The organism is Pseudomonas trutticola BRTCR10 (assembly GCF_056155105.1).
Map to the genome: position 1 here is coordinate 3,581,521 of NZ_CM149552.1, position 14,991 is coordinate 3,596,511.

29 protein-coding genes are annotated in these 14,991 nt (G+C 57.0%); 15 read left to right on the forward strand and 14 right to left on the reverse strand.

Annotated elements, in window-relative coordinates; genetic code table 11:
- Nucleotides 1–260 precede the first annotated feature (260 nt).
- From ACVVH8_RS16085 to ACVVH8_RS16135, 11 genes are all read right to left on the reverse strand, one after another.
- Nucleotides 261–842 (reverse strand): hypothetical protein, encoded by a 582-nt coding sequence (locus tag ACVVH8_RS16085; RefSeq protein ID WP_475224789.1) that lies wholly within the window; start codon nucleotides 840–842, stop codon nucleotides 261–263.
- Nucleotides 839–1,420: a recombination protein NinG gene (locus ACVVH8_RS16090; RefSeq protein ID WP_475224792.1), complete on the reverse strand. Its 582-nt coding sequence runs from the start codon at nucleotides 1,418–1,420 to the stop codon at nucleotides 839–841. Before ACVVH8_RS16090 ends, ACVVH8_RS16085 begins: the two co-directional genes overlap by 4 nt.
- The gene (locus ACVVH8_RS16095) at nucleotides 1,411–1,686 is read right to left on the reverse strand and encodes a hypothetical protein (protein ID WP_475224794.1); all 276 of its coding nucleotides are present in this window, start codon (nucleotides 1,684–1,686) and stop codon (nucleotides 1,411–1,413) included. Before ACVVH8_RS16095 ends, ACVVH8_RS16090 begins: the two co-directional genes overlap by 10 nt.
- Nucleotides 1,676–2,083, reverse strand: a complete 408-nt coding sequence (locus ACVVH8_RS16100) for a recombination protein NinB (RefSeq protein ID WP_475224797.1) — start codon at nucleotides 2,081–2,083, stop codon at nucleotides 1,676–1,678. Before ACVVH8_RS16100 ends, ACVVH8_RS16095 begins: the two co-directional genes overlap by 11 nt.
- On the reverse strand, nucleotides 2,080–2,226 hold the full coding sequence (locus ACVVH8_RS16105; protein ID WP_475224799.1) for a hypothetical protein: 147 nt from the start codon (nucleotides 2,224–2,226) through the stop codon (nucleotides 2,080–2,082). The genes ACVVH8_RS16100 and ACVVH8_RS16105 overlap by 4 nt, the downstream gene beginning before the upstream one ends.
- Nucleotides 2,223–2,522 carry a hypothetical protein gene (locus tag ACVVH8_RS16110; protein ID WP_475224801.1) on the reverse strand — a complete coding sequence of 100 codons (300 nt, stop codon included), beginning with the start codon at nucleotides 2,520–2,522 and terminating at the stop codon, nucleotides 2,223–2,225. The genes ACVVH8_RS16105 and ACVVH8_RS16110 overlap by 4 nt, the downstream gene beginning before the upstream one ends.
- Nucleotides 2,519–3,232: a replication protein P gene (locus ACVVH8_RS16115; RefSeq protein ID WP_475224804.1), complete on the reverse strand. Its 714-nt coding sequence runs from the start codon at nucleotides 3,230–3,232 to the stop codon at nucleotides 2,519–2,521. Before ACVVH8_RS16115 ends, ACVVH8_RS16110 begins: the two co-directional genes overlap by 4 nt.
- Nucleotides 3,229–3,972, reverse strand: a complete 744-nt coding sequence (locus ACVVH8_RS16120; RefSeq protein WP_475224806.1) for a DnaT-like ssDNA-binding domain-containing protein — start codon at nucleotides 3,970–3,972, stop codon at nucleotides 3,229–3,231. Before ACVVH8_RS16120 ends, ACVVH8_RS16115 begins: the two co-directional genes overlap by 4 nt.
- Nucleotides 3,972–4,763: a Rha family transcriptional regulator gene (locus ACVVH8_RS16125; protein ID WP_475224809.1), complete on the reverse strand. Its 792-nt coding sequence runs from the start codon at nucleotides 4,761–4,763 to the stop codon at nucleotides 3,972–3,974. Before ACVVH8_RS16125 ends, ACVVH8_RS16120 begins: the two co-directional genes overlap by 1 nt.
- A gap of 145 nt (nucleotides 4,764–4,908) precedes the next feature.
- The gene (locus tag ACVVH8_RS16130; protein ID WP_475224811.1) at nucleotides 4,909–5,526 is read right to left on the reverse strand and encodes a hypothetical protein; all 618 of its coding nucleotides are present in this window, start codon (nucleotides 5,524–5,526) and stop codon (nucleotides 4,909–4,911) included.
- Between the two features lie 53 nt (nucleotides 5,527–5,579).
- The gene (locus ACVVH8_RS16135; RefSeq protein WP_475224814.1) at nucleotides 5,580–5,792 is read right to left on the reverse strand and encodes a YdaS family helix-turn-helix protein; all 213 of its coding nucleotides are present in this window, start codon (nucleotides 5,790–5,792) and stop codon (nucleotides 5,580–5,582) included.
- A gap of 99 nt (nucleotides 5,793–5,891) precedes the next feature.
- Between ACVVH8_RS16135 and ACVVH8_RS16140 the strand changes: the two genes are divergently transcribed.
- The 4 genes from ACVVH8_RS16140 to ACVVH8_RS16155 all read left to right on the forward strand — a co-directional run bounded on the left by ACVVH8_RS16140 (nucleotide 5,892) and on the right by ACVVH8_RS16155 (nucleotide 8,358).
- Entirely contained in the window at nucleotides 5,892–6,662 is a 771-nt protein-coding gene (locus ACVVH8_RS16140) for a S24 family peptidase (protein WP_475224816.1), read from the forward strand.
- 31 nt (nucleotides 6,663–6,693) lie between these two features.
- Nucleotides 6,694–6,990 (forward strand): DUF6388 family protein, encoded by a 297-nt coding sequence (locus tag ACVVH8_RS16145; RefSeq protein WP_475224819.1) that lies wholly within the window; start codon nucleotides 6,694–6,696, stop codon nucleotides 6,988–6,990.
- A 126-nt stretch (nucleotides 6,991–7,116) separates the two neighbouring features.
- Nucleotides 7,117–7,857 (forward strand): hypothetical protein, encoded by a 741-nt coding sequence (locus ACVVH8_RS16150; RefSeq protein ID WP_045122897.1) that lies wholly within the window; start codon nucleotides 7,117–7,119, stop codon nucleotides 7,855–7,857.
- Complete coding sequence (locus ACVVH8_RS16155) at nucleotides 7,858–8,358, forward strand: type II toxin-antitoxin system VapC family toxin (RefSeq protein WP_475224821.1); 501 nt, start codon at nucleotides 7,858–7,860, stop codon at nucleotides 8,356–8,358.
- A gap of 86 nt (nucleotides 8,359–8,444) precedes the next feature.
- Here the strand turns inward: ACVVH8_RS16155 and ACVVH8_RS16160 are convergent, their stop codons facing one another.
- Entirely contained in the window at nucleotides 8,445–8,666 is a 222-nt protein-coding gene (locus ACVVH8_RS16160; protein ID WP_475224824.1) for a hypothetical protein, read from the reverse strand.
- A 135-nt stretch (nucleotides 8,667–8,801) separates the two neighbouring features.
- On the opposite strand from ACVVH8_RS16160, the gene ACVVH8_RS16165 reads away from it, so the two are divergent.
- The 11 genes from ACVVH8_RS16165 (at nucleotide 8,802) to ACVVH8_RS16215 (ending at nucleotide 14,277) form a co-directional block, all read left to right on the forward strand.
- Nucleotides 8,802–9,038 carry a hypothetical protein gene (locus ACVVH8_RS16165; protein ID WP_475224826.1) on the forward strand — a complete coding sequence of 79 codons (237 nt, stop codon included), beginning with the start codon at nucleotides 8,802–8,804 and terminating at the stop codon, nucleotides 9,036–9,038.
- 471 nt (nucleotides 9,039–9,509) lie between these two features.
- Nucleotides 9,510–9,953: a hypothetical protein gene (locus ACVVH8_RS16170; protein WP_475224829.1), complete on the forward strand. Its 444-nt coding sequence runs from the start codon at nucleotides 9,510–9,512 to the stop codon at nucleotides 9,951–9,953.
- Between the two features lie 62 nt (nucleotides 9,954–10,015).
- A complete protein-coding gene (locus tag ACVVH8_RS16175; RefSeq protein ID WP_475224831.1) occupies nucleotides 10,016–10,288 on the forward strand; it encodes a hypothetical protein in 273 nt (90 codons plus the stop codon).
- A 560-nt stretch (nucleotides 10,289–10,848) separates the two neighbouring features.
- Nucleotides 10,849–11,253 carry a hypothetical protein gene (locus ACVVH8_RS16180; RefSeq protein ID WP_475224834.1) on the forward strand — a complete coding sequence of 135 codons (405 nt, stop codon included), beginning with the start codon at nucleotides 10,849–10,851 and terminating at the stop codon, nucleotides 11,251–11,253.
- Nucleotides 11,250–11,441, forward strand: a complete 192-nt coding sequence (locus ACVVH8_RS16185; RefSeq protein WP_475224837.1) for a hypothetical protein — start codon at nucleotides 11,250–11,252, stop codon at nucleotides 11,439–11,441. Before ACVVH8_RS16180 ends, ACVVH8_RS16185 begins: the two co-directional genes overlap by 4 nt.
- Entirely contained in the window at nucleotides 11,438–11,641 is a 204-nt protein-coding gene (locus tag ACVVH8_RS16190; RefSeq protein WP_475224841.1) for a hypothetical protein, read from the forward strand. Before ACVVH8_RS16185 ends, ACVVH8_RS16190 begins: the two co-directional genes overlap by 4 nt.
- 153 nt (nucleotides 11,642–11,794) lie before the next feature.
- Nucleotides 11,795–12,532: a hypothetical protein gene (locus ACVVH8_RS16195; RefSeq protein ID WP_475224844.1), complete on the forward strand. Its 738-nt coding sequence runs from the start codon at nucleotides 11,795–11,797 to the stop codon at nucleotides 12,530–12,532.
- Complete coding sequence (locus ACVVH8_RS16200) at nucleotides 12,529–13,092, forward strand: siphovirus Gp157 family protein (RefSeq protein WP_475224846.1); 564 nt, start codon at nucleotides 12,529–12,531, stop codon at nucleotides 13,090–13,092. The genes ACVVH8_RS16195 and ACVVH8_RS16200 overlap by 4 nt, the downstream gene beginning before the upstream one ends.
- Nucleotides 13,093–13,099: 7 nt before the next feature.
- The gene (locus ACVVH8_RS16205) at nucleotides 13,100–13,342 is read left to right on the forward strand and encodes a hypothetical protein (RefSeq protein WP_475224849.1); all 243 of its coding nucleotides are present in this window, start codon (nucleotides 13,100–13,102) and stop codon (nucleotides 13,340–13,342) included.
- A complete protein-coding gene (locus tag ACVVH8_RS16210; protein WP_123587648.1) occupies nucleotides 13,339–13,800 on the forward strand; it encodes a hypothetical protein in 462 nt (153 codons plus the stop codon). Before ACVVH8_RS16205 ends, ACVVH8_RS16210 begins: the two co-directional genes overlap by 4 nt.
- Before the next feature lie 81 nt (nucleotides 13,801–13,881).
- Nucleotides 13,882–14,277 carry a hypothetical protein gene (locus ACVVH8_RS16215; protein ID WP_475224851.1) on the forward strand — a complete coding sequence of 132 codons (396 nt, stop codon included), beginning with the start codon at nucleotides 13,882–13,884 and terminating at the stop codon, nucleotides 14,275–14,277.
- Here ACVVH8_RS16215 and ACVVH8_RS16220 read toward each other — a convergent pair.
- Both ACVVH8_RS16220 and ACVVH8_RS16225 read right to left on the reverse strand, forming a co-directional pair.
- The gene (locus ACVVH8_RS16220) at nucleotides 14,222–14,716 is read right to left on the reverse strand and encodes a hypothetical protein (RefSeq protein ID WP_475224854.1); all 495 of its coding nucleotides are present in this window, start codon (nucleotides 14,714–14,716) and stop codon (nucleotides 14,222–14,224) included. The genes ACVVH8_RS16215 and ACVVH8_RS16220 overlap by 56 nt on opposite strands.
- 72 nt (nucleotides 14,717–14,788) lie before the next feature.
- A complete protein-coding gene (locus ACVVH8_RS16225) occupies nucleotides 14,789–14,977 on the reverse strand; it encodes a hypothetical protein (RefSeq protein WP_475224856.1) in 189 nt (62 codons plus the stop codon).
- Nucleotides 14,978–14,991: the final 14 nt, after the last annotated feature.

Here is a 14,991-nt window from a genome sequence, read left to right on the forward strand (position 1 = left end):
GCTGATCCAGTCTCGCGCCACCCTGAAGCAAATGGTGAGGTCAGGGTGCGCGGGCTGCCGGCGTTGATTCCGTACGTCGCACTATCCGGCTATTGACGTCCAGGCCTTCCCGAGGGATGTCCTGGCTACAGGTAAATTCGAGGCAATAAAAAACCCGGCGCGGTGGCCGGGTTTTCTTGAATCATGAGTAAGTTGCCGGAGGCAAAACTCTAACAGTGGCGAAATCATGCCATGAGCCGCACGGGAACGCAATAGGCCGCTCAAGCGGCCTCGCGCATTTCGTAAATCACGGCGGCAACCGGGCTCAAAGCGCGCCGATCAAGATCCTCGCAGCACTCGAAAATCAGCTGGATTACGCCACCCCAATCTCGCTCCCAATTGCATGATTCCAGCCGCAGCTCGTAGACCTGCCACATCCACGCCCGAAACTTCTCGGCGTTGGCCAGCGGGTCCTCGTTGGACGATTGCCCGCCTTGGTGCATGTACCGGTACCGGCGCATTACCCCCTTCACAACGTATTCCAGCTTCTCCCGCTTCGCCGCCGTCATGCGCGGCGATCGCGTTTGCACCAGCTGGAAAACAACCTCTTCCGCCGCTTCGCGGATGTCGTCGCTCTGTTCCGCCGCGTACATGAAGTCACCGAAGACGCGGATCTGCGGATGCAGCCGCGCGATGGCCGATTGGATGTGCCCAGCCAGTGCGCCGTGCACCGCATGGTTTGCTGTTGGGCCTCGCTCAGTGGTCTGCACTACCACGCCGAGCTGCACGACGTCGGAGGTCTGGCCGGGGGCCGGGTTGTACTTGCAGTCATGCCACGCCTGGCGCGCTGAGTTGATTTTCATGCTGCCTGCCCCTTTTTCAGTTCGCGGGTCTTGGCCCGGTACTCAGCCTTGATGGTTTTGATTTCTTCGACGGTGTACTTGCGGGGCTCATGAGGCCCTTCGAGCCATTCGACCTTTTCGGCGCCGATTCCCTGTAGGAGTGAGATTCGGTAATTCACCAGGTTGCCGGAGAGGTGCGTGTTGCATGGCGCGCATTGTTTCCAGACGTTGAACGGCTCGAATCGCAGCTCGGGGCTTGCTCCCACAGAGCGGTAGTGCCCCGCGTGGTATTGGCCTTCGTGGTGGCGACCGCAGCTCACGCATGGACGATCGGCATCACGCAGGCGGATCCACTCGTTGAATGCCGCCTGAGCTTCGCGCAGATGATCCGCCCTGCTCTTCAACTTCTCCTTGCGGACTTTGATCTCATGGCGCTCGCATTGACCGATGGCTTTACGGGCTTTCTCGCTGTTTGCCGGCGCGTGAGCCAGCGCGCATTTCGGACTGCACACCACCTGCGTGGTGTTGAACATCGGCGCGAACTTCTCGCCGCAGGCCTTGCACGTCTTCTTCTTCGCTTCCTTGAGGGCTACGCGCATGGTTCGGCCTCCTTGGCTTTCTGCTGCTCAAGGGCGAAGTCGCCACGCAGAGGCATCAGACTCGTTTCTGCAAATGGCAGGCGATCGCCAATTTCCCCGTGAGCACACCACCAGCCTTTGCGCATGGCGGGAATGGGATGGCGCGCGCAATTGAGGTTGTCGCCAGGGTTTATCGCCTTGTAGAGCTCAACGACGCTCCCAGCAGGAAGAATGGGCAAGCTGATGAGCGTCAACGCCAAGTCGCCCGGTTTGAAGTTATTGGTCATAGCGGCCGTCCCAGTGATCAGTTGCGCTCCACTTCACGTCATGCTCGGCGCCGAAGGCATGCATCAGCTCGAACAGATCGCTGAACCACTTCTGCGACTGCTTGCGGGTCGATACGGCCATCACGACGAATCCACCGTCGAGGCCAGGCTCCGCGCGCTGCTTCTCCAGCGAGGCACTGAAAAGGCACTTCCAGTCTTCACTGGTCAACTTCTTGCCGTGCCAGACCACCTGATCGGATATATCCTTGAGCATTGCCCACATCTTCCGGTTGCAGACGTCCGGGCGTTTCTCGTCGCGGATCACCACCACTTTTGGCTTGCTCAGATCGATAGCGTGCAGCACACCAGCCACGCGATTGGCGTCGCGGCGATCTCGGATCGTGTATTCGGGATTCATGGCAGCACCTCAAGCAATGCAATCCAGAGCGGTGAAAACACAATCAGCGAAAACGCCAGACCTGCAAGCACTCCCTGAAAAACGGCCATAGGAATGTGCTTGGCCGGCCTCCAGAAGACGAACCATTGCAGTAAGGAATTCATGATTTCATCTCCCTGCGCAGCGCCTCGTTTTCTTCCTGGAGTTGGTTGCACCTGGCCATCAAGTCAGCGCAGTCACCACGCAGCGAGCGGATGGCCCCCATGCCCGGGGATTCACGCAATTGCTCGTTCTCGGCAATGATGGCCAGCACAACCTCAGGAGGGAGAGCGTCTTGCAGCGCATCATCAGCTGCATAGAACCGCTCCTGATTTTCGATGCTGCAGCTGTCTTCCAGATAGGCTTCGTTCGCTGAAATCAAAGCAGCGCACAGCCGCTTCAGTCCGGTGTAGTCGGTCATGTCCTTTGCTCCGTGTTCTTCCTGCCGAACTTGGCCAACAACTGCGCCCGTGCTGCTGCGCCAGTAGTTGGAACGCCTTGAGTGGACAGCAGTCGGGCTTGGCGCTGGCTGGCGAACTCCTCAGCCAGTTCCAGTTCGCTCTTCTGGCTGTCGTGGCCAATGCCGGCGGCGATCTTTCCGTCGAGTGCCTGCCCGGCCTGAGCGCGACGTAGGATCACCTCGTAGTTGCGTTCGAATCTGGCGCGCATCCCCTTGTCTTCCTGCTTTGCCGATCGCAAGTCGAACAGGCCCGTAGCTTCCGCCGCGAGCCTCACCGCCTCATGGCTGTAGGTGCCCATCAGCGCTTCGAGCCAGGCATCGGCCGGCGCAGGCATGCCGAAGTCTTCAGGGCTCGGCATGCACATGGCGATGAACTCACCAACGCTCGGCGCGAAAGGCTTCTGGAGCTTGCGGCACTTCTGGATACCGAACTCGATCTGCTCCAAGGTTCGGATGCCAGCGTCGGCAAACTCCTTGATCCACTCGGCCTTTGCTGCGTCCAGCGCTTCAGTGGACGGCCACGCTTGGCGCCATGCCGGGAAGATCCCACGGAGGCGGCGGAACAGATCGTTCACCACCTCGGCCGTCTGCGGAGTCACCTGCAGTGGCTGGACATGATTGGCCGGCGGCAGGTTGCCCATGGTCGCCATCAGTTGGTTGACCGGTTTCATGGGCTCACCACAAGGTCACGGGCCCACTCAGTGCTATCGAAGTCAGGCTCAGCACTTGGGCGCGTCGGGAATGGCTTCACATTCGAGGCCGCCGCGCGATTGCGGTCGTTCAGCACCCACTTCACCAGCATCTGCACCCATTCGGCCTGAGTATTCACCTGACCGCGAGGTTCGTAGTGAGCGGTGAAAGCGCGTCGAGCATCTTCGGTGAACAGGTTCGGTGCTACGCCTGAGTGCACCGAATAGGTCTTGAGGAGCTTTTGATCAGGATGCCAGTCGAGGGTCATTTCGCTGGGCATGCGAGGATCGACAGCCTCGTGCGTAGAGAGAGGTTCTTTATTCTTCTCTTCTCTAGGTAACGCACCGCTAACGCTGGCAGCGTTACCTTTTGCGTTACCAGATTTGTGTTCTGCAACTCGGCGAGCAGTCAAAGCCCTGTTTTTGGCGGTCTTGCCGTTGTGGCGCTCGAAATGAGGCAGGCTGATAAGGCCGTCAACCTCAACCATCCAGTCGACCAGCTTCATGTATTCGCAGAAGTCGCTAACACCAACGAGACGGTCGAGTAACTTTTTGGTAACGCTTGGTGCGTTACCTGTTTCGGTTTGCTGATCGAACCAACCCCATACACGCATCAGTTTGCCGACTACCGCATCAGGGTCGATGTTGGCCCACTCCGCGATCTGGCAAACCTCTGGCTTATCCATGGTGCTAAGTTCAAATTTGATCCAGTCCCCGGCCATTACGCGGCCCTCAGTGCTTTGTCGTGAGTGAACAGGCCGTCCCAGTTCTTCTTCATGGGCAGCGCGCCAGACAAGTACAGGTCGTAGAGGCGCACGGCGCCTTTCTTGAGCAGGACCGGCGTGAAGGCAATGAACGGTTCTTTTCCATGTGGGGTGACTTCGTTCTGGTGCTCGGTCATGTACTTGTCACGGGCGTAGGACGCCACACGGAAGCGCAGGCCGGATTTGCTCTCGTTGTAGAGCCAGTTCCGGCCCTCTAGGTATTTGCCCACCTGCATGACGTTGACCCCATTTAGGCCCTTGCAGAATTGGGTGTGGGTCATCCCCTCCTTGAACAGGTTTTCCAGGGAGTGGATTTTCGAGGCCTGGGCTTCGACCTGGATGGTCAGCTGCAGGCGCTGCTGCTCAGCCTCGAAGGCGAGCTGAATGAGATCCATGCGGGAAAGTTCGCGGGGCTGGGCGATCTGCCCTTCAAGCTCCTGCCAGCGATCCACCAGCGCGGCGGTGAACTCCGGGCTGAGCTGAGCAACGGCAACGAAGCTGTCGCGCTTGCAGAGCCGGTACTGCTCGACTGTTTGCTTGAGGTGATTTTTAACTTCCACCAATGGTGGAAGTTGAATTACGCTCTTTTCCGCTAGGCGCTCGATCGTGCGCTTCACGCTATCGTGGCGAGCGCCAACCAATTCGGCGATCTCTTGAGAAGACATGGTGGTACGCGACACGTTTTCAGAATTCGAAAAACGTGTCGCGACATTTGTTGGGGTATTGCTGGAATTGGGTTGGCTCTGCATAATCGGGCCTCTCTAGTTTACGAATCAGCCGACCTCGACCGTCGGCTTTTTTGTGCCTGGGCTTTCTGGGGCTGCTACTTGAGAGTGCTGACCCAAAGACCCCTTTTTTGGTGGTGAACTCAGAATTCCGCGCATGCGCGGAAAATCAGGCAAGCTTCAAATTTGGTCGGTGTTTTGCGATCAGTGCTTCGGCCTTCCGTCCCAACTCCCCTGCCCGCGCTTCAACCTGACGGCATTGCTCGGCGAACGCCGGTAGGTGCGGCAGGTCCTCTTCACACATCACTTGGTCGTCGAAGACCTCGCTACCGGTATCGATCACGTCGCCCAGCGCGCGGATCAGCGCACCAAAGCTTTTGTTGGCACATTGGTCGCTCTGCATTTGGCGAGCGCCGGTCAGGCCGTGGCGACCGGCCAACTCGTTGATGCAGTGGTCGCGATACTCTGGCTCCAGAGCATTCACCCAGGACTCTTCCAGCCACGACGGCATCTCCTGATCTCCGGAGAGCCAGCGCTGTACGCGCTTCAGCCAGCGGCTGGTCGCTTTCACGAATTCGCCCACATCGTTCAGGCGCGCCAACTCATTGAAGTCCGGGACCTTTGCCTGGACGATCTTCGCGGCAGGAACTCGCAAGCAAATCTCTCGACTCAGCGCTTGGGCGAAATCGTCCTGGCTCAAGCTGGTGCGTGCGATTTGGTTTGTTGCATGCGCCACCAGCACCTGATCGCGGGTTTGGGCACTATGTCTTGGACTGGACGTTTCCATGGGGACTGCTCTCTTCTAATCTGGCTTCAACGGATTGGCGCGGCGGGTCGAGCTTACGAAGCGTTCCTCCACTGGATATCCGGAAGGCACTCTTGCCGAGTCACCTTTCCGCCTGTTGCGTGTTCAATTTCAATGGCGCGCTCCGCAGTGATGGAGCGGTCGCCAGAGATCAAACGAGAGAGGTAGCTCGCCGGAATGCCGAGGCTCAGGGCGAGGCGTTTTCTTCCGCCGCGCGGAAGCTGCTTTGCGTACGTGGGGAAGTCCATATGGATTTACCTTCTGGTTCATTTATGCATTAATTTACCATAAATGTTTACCAAGTAAAGGTAATTTCCCCAAAGGGAAATAAAGGTTCTAATGGGGAAATGGAAATCAAAGACATACGCAGAGCCCGGGTTCGCCAGATCATTGATCGAGACTTCGGGGGGAAAGACGCTGATTTCGCCGCCAAGGTGGATAAGCAGCCCTCATACATCTCCCGGCTCTTCACCGAGAAAGCTGAGCATCTCCGAAATATCGGGGAGAAGATGGCGCGCGACTTCGAGTTGAAGTGCGGGCTTGCGCCTGGTTCGCTTGATCGCCCACTGAGCGAGGGCGAGCTATCGGCAGCGTCTGTGTCTGGCGCCGCAAAACCTCGGCTTCAAGTAGAAATTCCGTTGTCCTCCATCGAGACTTGGGATGACGACACCCCGCTCGATGACGATGAGGTCTACGTCCCCTTCCTACATGAGGTGGAGCTGGCAGCCGGTTCGGGCAGATTTGCGATTGAGGAAAGCGCAAATTCGCGTCTGCGCTTCAATAAGAAGGACCTGCGCCACAACGGCGTCCAGTTCAGCAACGCGAAGTGTGTGAGGGTCGGTGGCAACAGCATGATGCCCGTGCTGCGCGACGGCGCCACGGTTGGCGTGAACGTGGGGAAAAACTCCCTGAGCGATATCGTCGACGGGGAGATGTACGCCATCAACCACAATGGCCAGCTCCGCGTGAAGCAGGTCTACCGTATCCCGATCGGGATTCGTCTGCGCAGCTTCAACCGTGACGAGCACCCGGACGAGGATTATACGTTCCAACAGATCCAGGAGCAGCAGATCTCGATCTTGGGGCACGTTTTTTGGTGGGCGATGTATTCGCGATGAAAACTCTTAAATTTGCACAGGGCTTGGTGAAATGGAGCTTCGAAATAAGATTCATCAAAACGCGGTCGGCTTGATCGCAGAAGCGAATCCAGCGGTGGTGCGAGAGGCGGAGAACGCCTCGGGAGCGGAGCTATGTGGCATGAGCCACGAGGATTACAAAAACCTTCGAATCACTAACATACTTACGAGCAAGGCCAAGTCGCTCGGCATTACTCCTTGGGAGTACCAGCTGAGGCTGGCGGAGGAAATTGGCATGGACGTAGCTTCCATTCGTGGTGAGGATGAACGCGCAGAAGCAGACGCCTTGGGCCTGAGTAAGTTGGAATAGAGGCTAATCCGGTCTGCGTGAAGGCTCCAAGGGTTGTGAGGGTGAGTTCTGGTGTAACGCGAGCAGAATGCCCCCGAACAAGGAAAGACATCGAAATTGGCAGGGACGCATGCCTATAATCAGCCTATGAAAAAGCCCAACGTTTACACTCTTCGAATAGTCGGTTCACACCCGAACAAGCTCACGCTTGAGCGGATGGCTGTCTATTTGGCTGAGTTGGCAAAGTTGATGGGTGAGAAAGACCAAGTCCATTTCGACAAACTTTCGACAGGCAGTGCTGCTCTCAAAGCTTGGACGGAAGACGAGGCAGCTCCACGCGTTTCAAAACGTCTCTCTCTCGCGACATCCCAGAGTAATCAGGCTCCGAAGGATGCTTTGACCGCCCTCGTAAGAATTAACGAACTCCTGATTCAAGATGGAACAAGGGGCGAGCTAAAGGATCCGTCCGGAGCGGTAATCTATCCATTCCCCGGAGGCAAAAAAATAGCCCCGGCGAAAGAGATCACCCTAGAGCAAGAAAGCACAATTACAGGCCAGGTTATAAAAATCGGCGGGCGAGACGACACGATCCCTGTCTTGGTAAAAGACAGCGATGGGCGAGAATACAATTGCACCATCATGGGGGCGCAGCTAGCCAAAGAGATTTCATCCCACTACCTCGGCGATCCGATTGAGCTAACCGGCAAAGGCAAGTGGAAAAGGACATCTAGTGGTCGCTGGGAACTTCTTCAGCTGAACGTTAAGTCATGGTCGCCGCTATCTGGCGATTGGGATGAGGCTTACGCATCCATGGAAGCCATAGGCCTTGGTTGGGCTGATGTTCCTGACGTGGAAGACTACCTGTCGGGACTAAGGAAAGGTCATTAATTGGTAATTCTGGACACCAATGCGTTGGTCCTGTTTTTTGGGAAGCGACTCAATTCGGACGACAGCCTGCGCATGCAGGGTCTCTTTCACGCGCTTCGTGCGAAGAGAGAGAGCGTAGGTATCCCTGCGCAGGTCTGGGCTGAGTTTCTCGATCAAGCCGGCGAGCGCGAGTTGAGTGCGACACAGAGCATTTTTAAAACAGCAGCCTTCAGACTCCTCCCCTATGACCTGAAGGCTGTTATGGAGACGGTTGAGGTGGTGAGAGCCGGTCGCTCTGCCAGGAAAGCTAGCAAGGGAGAGAAGCGCCCCAGACAGTCCGTTAAGGTCGATTGGCAGATCATTGCAATAGCTAAAGCCAATGGCGCTAGACTGCTAATCACAAACGACGTTGACATGCTCGCGGAAGCTCAGCGTTCCGGTATCTCATGCGCGAAAATCTGCGATTTACCGATTCCTGATCATCTCAGGCAACATGATTTGATGCTCGAGAAGAAATCGTAACCTTCACGGCTCGCTTTGACGCGCTTACACGCGCGCGTCCTTCGAAATGCCCGGCCTAGCGCCGGGCTTCTTGTTTCTGCCCTCCCCTATGTTCCGCCCTCTAGCCCTTCAGTTGACTGAGCGAACTTTTCTCCGGCCGTCCTCACGAGGTGACGCCATTCAGCTGCGGTGATCACCCCTTCTTGCTCCATCGTATCGGCCATTTTCAGAAGTTCGTCGTATTGGTGCTCGGCGTCCATTCGGATTTCTGGCGCCTTGAGTAGCTTTCGCCAAGCGGCCAGCGCCTGTTCTTTACGTTCGTTGATCATGGTGATTCACCTGCGGTTTGTGAATCGGTAGAGTCTGGCGGTTATCCGGCGTTCACCGATGGCGACTGGCGGCGCATTGGATGGTGGCGCTGAGCCATGAATGGTAAAATTTCATCTCATTACCGGAGGGATCCAATGATCAAAAAAGTACTAATCGGCCTGACAGCAGCAGTCGTTTTGTTTCTCGTCTATGGCGCTGTCGTTGGAAACACTCCGGAAGGAAAAGCAAAGGCAAGCGCGCGCGATGCCATTGACTTGTGCCATCGAGAAGAAAGTAGCTACACCGGCACTGCGGGAGCGAAAAGCATAATAAGTGGCGCGTGCCGCAAGCTTGAGAATGATTTCAGGAGGCAGTTCGGCCACGCACCTTAACCGTCCGAATTTGAGAAGCCCGCCGAGAGCGGGTTTTTTTACGCCTGCAAAAAATCAAAGATCTTCAATGATTTACCAGAAGATCCAGTTTGTTTACCAATTTATTTACCATTATGCATTGACAGGTAATTTCCAAATGGTAAATTTACCACACGCCGACGCAACACCGGCCCAGCAGCGAAAGCCGCGCAGTTCTTTAGCGACACCGCATCACCTTGCCGGATCACCACCGGCCCAGATTCAAAGGCAGCGATGAACCGGCCTCAACGGCTCAGAGGGTTGGCAACTGACCCGGGCGTGCAGCGTAAAACGTCGAAAGCAGTTATCCAGCGGGAGAACAAGCCGAAAGGCCCGCGGCTGGAGGAACAATTTGATTGAGCCGATGACGGCCGCCAGTAGCGGGTCACGGCGCCACAGATTTACTGATGCCGCTTCGATGAGGCGGCATTGGAAATCAACGGAGGCAGTCAGATGTTTAAATTTGAAAGTTTCACGGAGCAGGTTATGGCTTGCTTCATGCTGGGATTCCCTTTGGCCGGCCTGCTTTTACTGGGTGTTCTCGCGGGGATGATTTGGCGAAAAACCTGGGCATGGATTGATGACGCTGAGCCCAGTCGAAATCCTGTGCTCGAGTTGCTGGCAAAGCTGCGCGGGTGGACGCAATACACAACTCAGGGAACGAGCACGACCTATTTTTGGTGGAAGGACAGGGCGGGGGATTCGAAGCCAGACGTTCTGCTTCCTTTCATGGTGGTCGCGTTCTGCACGCCTCTCGCAACTTACCTCGGGATTAAGTTTTATCCGGTTCTTTTGGCGGCTCTCACGCTGGTGTTGATTGCTTATGTCGCTCGATTTGCCCGGCGCCACAGGAAGCTGTTCGACAAGCACCTGAAAGACCCTGAAGCGCACAAGTAACTGGCCTTTTCACTGATGCACCTGGTGACGGGTGCATTGGGAAAACAACCGGAGACAGCAGCATGCAAATCAATCAGCAGAAGACGGTGCAGGTGGACGTGACCGAGTTGCGCACCTGTATGAAGGTTCGTGATCAGGTATGCGCAACGCTTCACGACGCGCAGGGTGCTGAAGTTGCAGCCTACACAGGCTACGTTCCGGATTTCTTCCCGGGCGAGCACTACGGCGACTACCTGATGTTGAACATCGATCTGGAGACAGGACAGATCAAAAACTGGAAGAAGCCAGTCGCCGCCGACATCGAAAAGATGCTCGCTCAGGTCGATGACGACTGACCAAACCGCGCCACGACAGCCTGTCATTAACTGCCCGATCCTCTCTATGAGAGCGCATCGGGGTGCGATCTGAGGCTAAGTCTCGGGCAGCGGAAGAGCCAACCGGTCGCCTATAGGGCTACCCCTTCCGCCGAATGCCGGTTGAGCCCCGGACAGATCACACCCCGATGCGGACGCCAACCCAGCAGACGCTGGACACCTGCACTCAGCATCACCTGAGAACGGCGAGCGCCCGCCAAGATGCCAACGGCGCGCACAACGGGAGATGTCGCCATGAAGGAATGACGCACGGTTGCCGAGCAACAGCCTACCCGGCCGCTACAGTGCCGGGCGCTTGGGTCGACGAGAGAATATCGGCCCCGGAGAGCGCGCCTTGTCAGCGCCCCGCAGCGGGTATAGCCCACAGATCTGCTGGTGACATCAGCGCCGGACAAGTAACCGGCATCCCCTCCCCCGACACCACCCGAATGCACTCCCCTCCGCGCCCAACGGCAACCAGCGGAGCGGATGAGTGCATTGCGAGTTTTGTTGAATAACACCCCGCCACTCTGGAGACGACCATGTCAGCTCTACGCAAGCTCATCCCGGAAGACGACTTTCTCGACACGGAGGCAGGTCAGGAATGGCTGACCGAGTCGGTCGACGATTTACTTTATCGGCGCCATGTAGAGGCTCCAACTCCGGTAGGACGAAGCAAGGTTCTGGTCAACGCCGACCACTTACCGGAGGCGCTGGCGGATCACATGGCCGCGAACCCTGATCCAGATCGGTACATCGAGAAGATTTTGATCGAGCTGATCTGTCGCGGGGATGGCGGTGTACTGCACAGGTGGGCCGTTGAGGCAGTCGGCGGCGATCCGCAAATTATCCGGTCGCTGGCCGGCGACCTGGTTGCGGTGCATGCCAACGAGTACCGAAATGCCAAGCGCGAAAGCGATCGTGTGGAGATGGAGTGCGGGTTTTGAGCCCTCACATCCTGATCGACCAAGCCCTTGATGGCGTGTCGGCGCCCGCCGGCGAAGAAGACATCAGCTTGCTGGTACAGGGACTGATAACTCGCCTCTTCACGGACGGCGCCATCACCACCGACGAGTTCAACCACTACTGCAAACGCCTGCGTGACTCCTGTCAGCGGCGCAAGGAGGACTCATGAGTACGGCACCGGTTAAATCACTGATCGACGAGCAGCTCGAGGACATCAGCGCTCACAACCTTCGCGAGGCATATAGCCTGGCAGAGCGGCGCGGATTCTTCGGCGCACCAGTTGAGCAATACGCCGAGCCGGGTTACGGCGGTCGTGTTATTCAGGTGCTTCGCTATCGAGTGCAGACACAAGGCCCGTGCGATGAATGAACAACAGCGCGCCCGCCGGATTGTTTTCTGGCGTAGCTCATTCTTCGCGCTCGCCGCTTGCACTGCTCTCATGTTGTACGGCGCCCTCTCCGCGCCAATCCCCCAATAGCACACACCTTTCAATCGCTGCGCACCGCGCGGCAAGGATTCCTCATGTCCACGAATACGCGGATCTGGGATCAGGTCAACACGACCGATCCGAGTGCAACCAAGAACTTCACAGGAATGGGCGGCTTCAAGGGTACGGCCATCAAGCCGACCTACCTTATGCGCAAAGCCACCGAAGTGTTCGGCCCATGCGGTGAAGGTTGGGGCTGGACCATCCTTGAAGAACGATTCGACGAAGGCGGTCCGCTGCAAGCGCCGACCAAGGAATGGCCGACCGCGCCACTGATCAATGCGAAAGTCCACACCGTGCGAATTGAGCTTTGGTACCAGGGCGAAGGCGGACAGAAATGCACCGTGACGCACTACGGGCACACGCCGTTTGTCCTCCTGCAGCAAGGCAAGATCATCACCGATTGGGAGGCGGCAAAAAAGTCGCTCACAGATGCGATCGGTAAATGCCTCCAGCCCCTAGGATTCGCGGCGGACATCCACATGGGGCTGTTCGATGACGCCGCATATGTCGAGACGGTTCGGGATGAGGTGGCGTTGAACAAAGCTGAAGATCGGGTAGCAGAGGAAGATCGCCAGAAGCAGGAACGGCTGGACTACATCAAGTCGGTCATCGACAACATGGCCGGCGCTCAGTCCGCTCAGGAACTGAAGAAGATCCACGACGTCGCCGTGCGAAAGCTGACTATTCGAAAAGACACCAGAGGTGCCGAGCGCATTTCACTGGAGTGGAAGCGCATCACCGAAGCCACTGAGCGGGAGAACGCAGCATGACTCAACTGTACGCACTGACCGGCAAACTGGCCGAACTGCAGGCAATGGCTGACACCGACGATGAAGGCCTGAAAGAAGCTCTGCAGCATGCCATGGATGAAGTCCAAGGTGACTTCGAGGTGAAGGCCGACAATATCGTCATGCTGCGCCGCAACATAGAAAGCGACATCGACGCGATCGACAAAGAGGTCGAACGGCTGAACGAGCTGAAGCGCGTAAAGAAAAACAGCGTTACGCAAATCAGTGACTACCTCCGCCGGAACATGGAGGCCGCGGCGGTCAAGTCAATCAAGCGACCGCTGTTCACAATCACGCTGGCCCTGGCGCCTGAAAAGGTGATCGTCGACAAGGAAGACGAGATCCCCGATGACTTCATCGAAACGAAGACCGTGTTCGCTCCTGACAAAAAGTCGATTGCGGCAAAGCTCAAGGAAATCCGGGATCACAACGACGCGGTGCGCAAGCGCATAGAAGCCGGCGAAGACGCGGAGCATGAACTGCTACCGGAACCTGTCTGGGCTCACCTTGAGCGCGGCGAAAGCTCGATCCGGATCAAGTGAGGCCAGCATGATCAGTCTCAACCTCAACGCCGTTCGAGCAAAGCAAACTGAGTCGGATGAAATCGCCGCTGCGATGGCCGACTTCTGGGCGCGGCCCGGCAGCACCTTCAAAGAGCTGCCGGCGACCCGGATAAAGCCCAGACCTTCGCGGCGCAACTGGGTAGACCCTGAAACGGTCCTCAAACGTCGCCCGAAGCCGATATCGGCCTCTGACCGCAAGGCCCTGCGAAAAATGGCGGACTCGATATGAGCAAGCGCAAACCATGCAATCGTCGGGTGCAGATCGAGCGCAGCATGCGCGCCCTGGTCAACACCCACCACGCAGCTGTGATCAACATCGATCCAAGCGGCCTTCAGGTCATGATCAACTGGAAGAACGGCAAGCAGATCCTGTCGAGAGCGGTTTCCGACGCGCTCTGCGATGTCGCGCACCGCTGGACGATCTACATCGCGGGCATCTGCGTCCGTCAGGACGGCGCCCAATACATCAAGTCGATCGACATCAAGCCCGACGGCGTACACCTGGTGGAAAGGCTCTCGGATGTCCTTGAGCATTTCTACGAAGAGGTGAAGGCCGACTGCAACCCAAATCACCGCGTCGGCATGGGCTGGCTGGCCGTGCCCGGTGACACGCCGGTGCCCGAAGCACGGTTATCGGCGCTGCTGGCATCGGTCGGCGCCTGGCATCAGGTGAAGGTCGCAGCGTGAGACGAACCATCAACCGGGCGCACCAGCGCCGCCGACAGACCTGGCTGGACTTTCCGGCCAGCGGAATTGAAGAGGTAGGCCATGGGCGAGGAAAAGGAACTGACGGAGGAAGCCAAGAAGCAGCGCAGGAAGCGCGAGAAGGCTGCAGCAAAGGACGCTGCATTGGGCGTCGAGAAGTTTACGGTTGAAGTGGCCGGCGTGTTCAAGCCTGACCTGAAGCGGGTCATGGCAGCGCACGGCATCAACAATCAGCAGGACATTCACCAACGGCTTTTGAAGAACCTGATCGACGCTAACTTCGAAACGCAGGCTTGGATGCTGCGGAATGTCACGACACCTTATGAGCCAAGCGAAAAGGTGTCGCGAGCATTTTACGAAAGGAGCATGGCCGATATTGCAGCTGATCCGGGGGATGAGATCATTAAGCCTCCCGACCCAACTCTCGAAGAAAAGCCTTCCTTGCTTCCTCGCCTTTAACTTCATCCGGCTCGACAAACTTCCATACATCATTCATGTTTTTGGTAAGTCTGAGCATTGCTGGAGTATTCAAAAATCTTGCAAAGTCCTCTGGACTGGACAGGCTTTTCCTTATCCCGTAAATCTCGCTGGAGATCAGGTAAGTGTTTTCCACCGATACTGCGGAAACCTTCCGCAATTGATCGCGTATTGCCTCTACTTCTTCTCGCGCAACACGGGTCGCCTGGACGTCTCGCTTTATCGATGCCTTCCAGAGAGTTATTTCTGTGATGCTATCGCCAAAAATCAAGGCCGCTGAAACTAGCAACCACAAGATCGCGACAGCACTGAAGGCGCCAAAATCGATCGCGCTAGAAAGATATGCGATTGGCAGAGCCACGACCGATATCCCGAGAAGCGCAAAGCCACAGCGCCCAGTCAGCCCTAACTTATTTTGCATCAAGCCCCCCTTTCATTTCCGGCTCCATGCCGGGCCGAACACAAATACCGCAACGGTCAGCAACATGCCAGCTCAGACAAAGCTGGGCGCCTCAACCAGCCGGTGCCTAGACTCCATGTAGCTGGCCAGGTCGATCACCTCCCGAAGGAACACGACCACCTCCAGCTTCACTGCGTCGTCAGGTAGCCCTATCCGTTTCAGCATTGCTTTAGCGTCCTCTTCGATCGCCGCCAGGGCATCTACATCGCTCTTCAACCTCATGTCGGCCTCCTGCC

Bases quoted from the DNA above. Each gene is read 5' to 3' on its own strand.
- ACVVH8_RS16085 (WP_475224789.1), bottom strand. From the start codon at position 842: ATGAAAATCAACTCAGCGCGCCAGGCGTGGCATGACTGCAAGTACAAC.
- ACVVH8_RS16090 (WP_475224792.1), bottom strand. From the start codon at position 1,420: ATGCGCGTAGCCCTCAAGGAAGCGAAGAAGAAGACGTGCAAGGCCTGC.
- ACVVH8_RS16095 (WP_475224794.1), bottom strand. From the start codon at position 1,686: ATGACCAATAACTTCAAACCGGGCGACTTGGCGTTGACGCTCATCAGC.
- ACVVH8_RS16100 (WP_475224797.1), bottom strand. From the start codon at position 2,083: ATGAATCCCGAATACACGATCCGAGATCGCCGCGACGCCAATCGCGTG.
- ACVVH8_RS16105 (WP_475224799.1), bottom strand. From the start codon at position 2,226: ATGAATTCCTTACTGCAATGGTTCGTCTTCTGGAGGCCGGCCAAGCAC.
- ACVVH8_RS16110 (WP_475224801.1), bottom strand. From the start codon at position 2,522: ATGACCGACTACACCGGACTGAAGCGGCTGTGCGCTGCTTTGATTTCA.
- ACVVH8_RS16115 (WP_475224804.1), bottom strand. From the start codon at position 3,232: ATGAAACCGGTCAACCAACTGATGGCGACCATGGGCAACCTGCCGCCG.
- ACVVH8_RS16120 (WP_475224806.1), bottom strand. From the start codon at position 3,972: ATGGCCGGGGACTGGATCAAATTTGAACTTAGCACCATGGATAAGCCA.
- ACVVH8_RS16125 (WP_475224809.1), bottom strand. From the start codon at position 4,763: ATGCAGAGCCAACCCAATTCCAGCAATACCCCAACAAATGTCGCGACA.
- ACVVH8_RS16130 (WP_475224811.1), bottom strand. From the start codon at position 5,526: ATGGAAACGTCCAGTCCAAGACATAGTGCCCAAACCCGCGATCAGGTG.
- ACVVH8_RS16135 (WP_475224814.1), bottom strand. From the start codon at position 5,792: ATGGACTTCCCCACGTACGCAAAGCAGCTTCCGCGCGGCGGAAGAAAA.
- ACVVH8_RS16140 (WP_475224816.1), top strand. From the start codon at position 5,892: ATGGAAATCAAAGACATACGCAGAGCCCGGGTTCGCCAGATCATTGAT.
- ACVVH8_RS16145 (WP_475224819.1), top strand. From the start codon at position 6,694: ATGGAGCTTCGAAATAAGATTCATCAAAACGCGGTCGGCTTGATCGCA.
- ACVVH8_RS16150 (WP_045122897.1), top strand. From the start codon at position 7,117: ATGAAAAAGCCCAACGTTTACACTCTTCGAATAGTCGGTTCACACCCG.
- ACVVH8_RS16160 (WP_475224824.1), bottom strand. From the start codon at position 8,666: ATGATCAACGAACGTAAAGAACAGGCGCTGGCCGCTTGGCGAAAGCTA.
- ACVVH8_RS16165 (WP_475224826.1), top strand. From the start codon at position 8,802: ATGATCAAAAAAGTACTAATCGGCCTGACAGCAGCAGTCGTTTTGTTT.
- ACVVH8_RS16170 (WP_475224829.1), top strand. From the start codon at position 9,510: ATGTTTAAATTTGAAAGTTTCACGGAGCAGGTTATGGCTTGCTTCATG.
- ACVVH8_RS16175 (WP_475224831.1), top strand. From the start codon at position 10,016: ATGCAAATCAATCAGCAGAAGACGGTGCAGGTGGACGTGACCGAGTTG.
- ACVVH8_RS16180 (WP_475224834.1), top strand. From the start codon at position 10,849: ATGTCAGCTCTACGCAAGCTCATCCCGGAAGACGACTTTCTCGACACG.
- ACVVH8_RS16190 (WP_475224841.1), top strand. From the start codon at position 11,438: ATGAGTACGGCACCGGTTAAATCACTGATCGACGAGCAGCTCGAGGAC.
- ACVVH8_RS16195 (WP_475224844.1), top strand. From the start codon at position 11,795: ATGTCCACGAATACGCGGATCTGGGATCAGGTCAACACGACCGATCCG.
- ACVVH8_RS16200 (WP_475224846.1), top strand. From the start codon at position 12,529: ATGACTCAACTGTACGCACTGACCGGCAAACTGGCCGAACTGCAGGCA.
- ACVVH8_RS16205 (WP_475224849.1), top strand. From the start codon at position 13,100: ATGATCAGTCTCAACCTCAACGCCGTTCGAGCAAAGCAAACTGAGTCG.
- ACVVH8_RS16210 (WP_123587648.1), top strand. From the start codon at position 13,339: ATGAGCAAGCGCAAACCATGCAATCGTCGGGTGCAGATCGAGCGCAGC.
- ACVVH8_RS16215 (WP_475224851.1), top strand. From the start codon at position 13,882: ATGGGCGAGGAAAAGGAACTGACGGAGGAAGCCAAGAAGCAGCGCAGG.
- ACVVH8_RS16220 (WP_475224854.1), bottom strand. From the start codon at position 14,716: ATGCAAAATAAGTTAGGGCTGACTGGGCGCTGTGGCTTTGCGCTTCTC.
- ACVVH8_RS16225 (WP_475224856.1), bottom strand. From the start codon at position 14,977: ATGAGGTTGAAGAGCGATGTAGATGCCCTGGCGGCGATCGAAGAGGAC.